The 676-nt window shown below is 55.9% G+C and carries 1 pseudogene; it reads left to right on the forward strand.

The window, feature by feature from the left end:
- Window positions 1-649, forward strand: a pseudogene (locus tag QKE30_RS10800) (IS256-like element IS3509 family transposase); the annotation flags it as partial.
- Between the last annotated feature and the right edge of the window lie 27 nt (window positions 650-676).

The raw sequence follows: 676 nt of genomic DNA on the forward strand, positions 1-676 counted from the left end.
TCAACGAACAGTCCGCCGCCATACCACCAGCAATCCCCGCACCGACGCAGGCAAAACCATCTACCGCCTAGCCCTGAAACTCACTCGCATCACAGACCTTGACCACGCAGCCGAATGGGTCACACACCTGCACGAATTCAACCACACCTACCGGGTGTGGATGAACGAGAAAACCACCATCCGCGACCCTGCCAGCGGTGCCTACAGCAGGGTCTACACCCACCAACGCGTCCGAGCGGCCTATCAGTCATTACTATCCCTGCACCGCAGGAACCTGTTGTTTACCTACCTGCAACCACCACCAACAACCATCAATCCTGACGGACTAGCAGCGACAACAAACAGTCTCGAAGGCGGCATCAACGCCCCAATAAAAGAACTGGCCCGCAGGCACCGCGGATTATCACTACCGCATCAACGCACAGTGATGGATTGGTGGCTGTACCTACATACAGAAGTCCCTGACGATCCGGTCAAGATCGCCAGGGACCAGCGATGGGGTCAAGACGCACTTTCCACAGCAACAAACTTGATCACCCACGACACCACAGCCACTACCAATGACATCGGTGCACCAGCAGAATACGACACCGCCATCGACACCAGCTACCAACACAACCTCGGCATCCAAAAAGGCTGGGTCAAATAACCACGACACACCCGGGAAAGACACACA

It is taken from the genome of Corynebacterium sp. c24Ua_83 (assembly GCF_039907245.1).
Lineage (GTDB): Bacteria > Actinomycetota > Actinomycetes > Mycobacteriales > Mycobacteriaceae > Corynebacterium.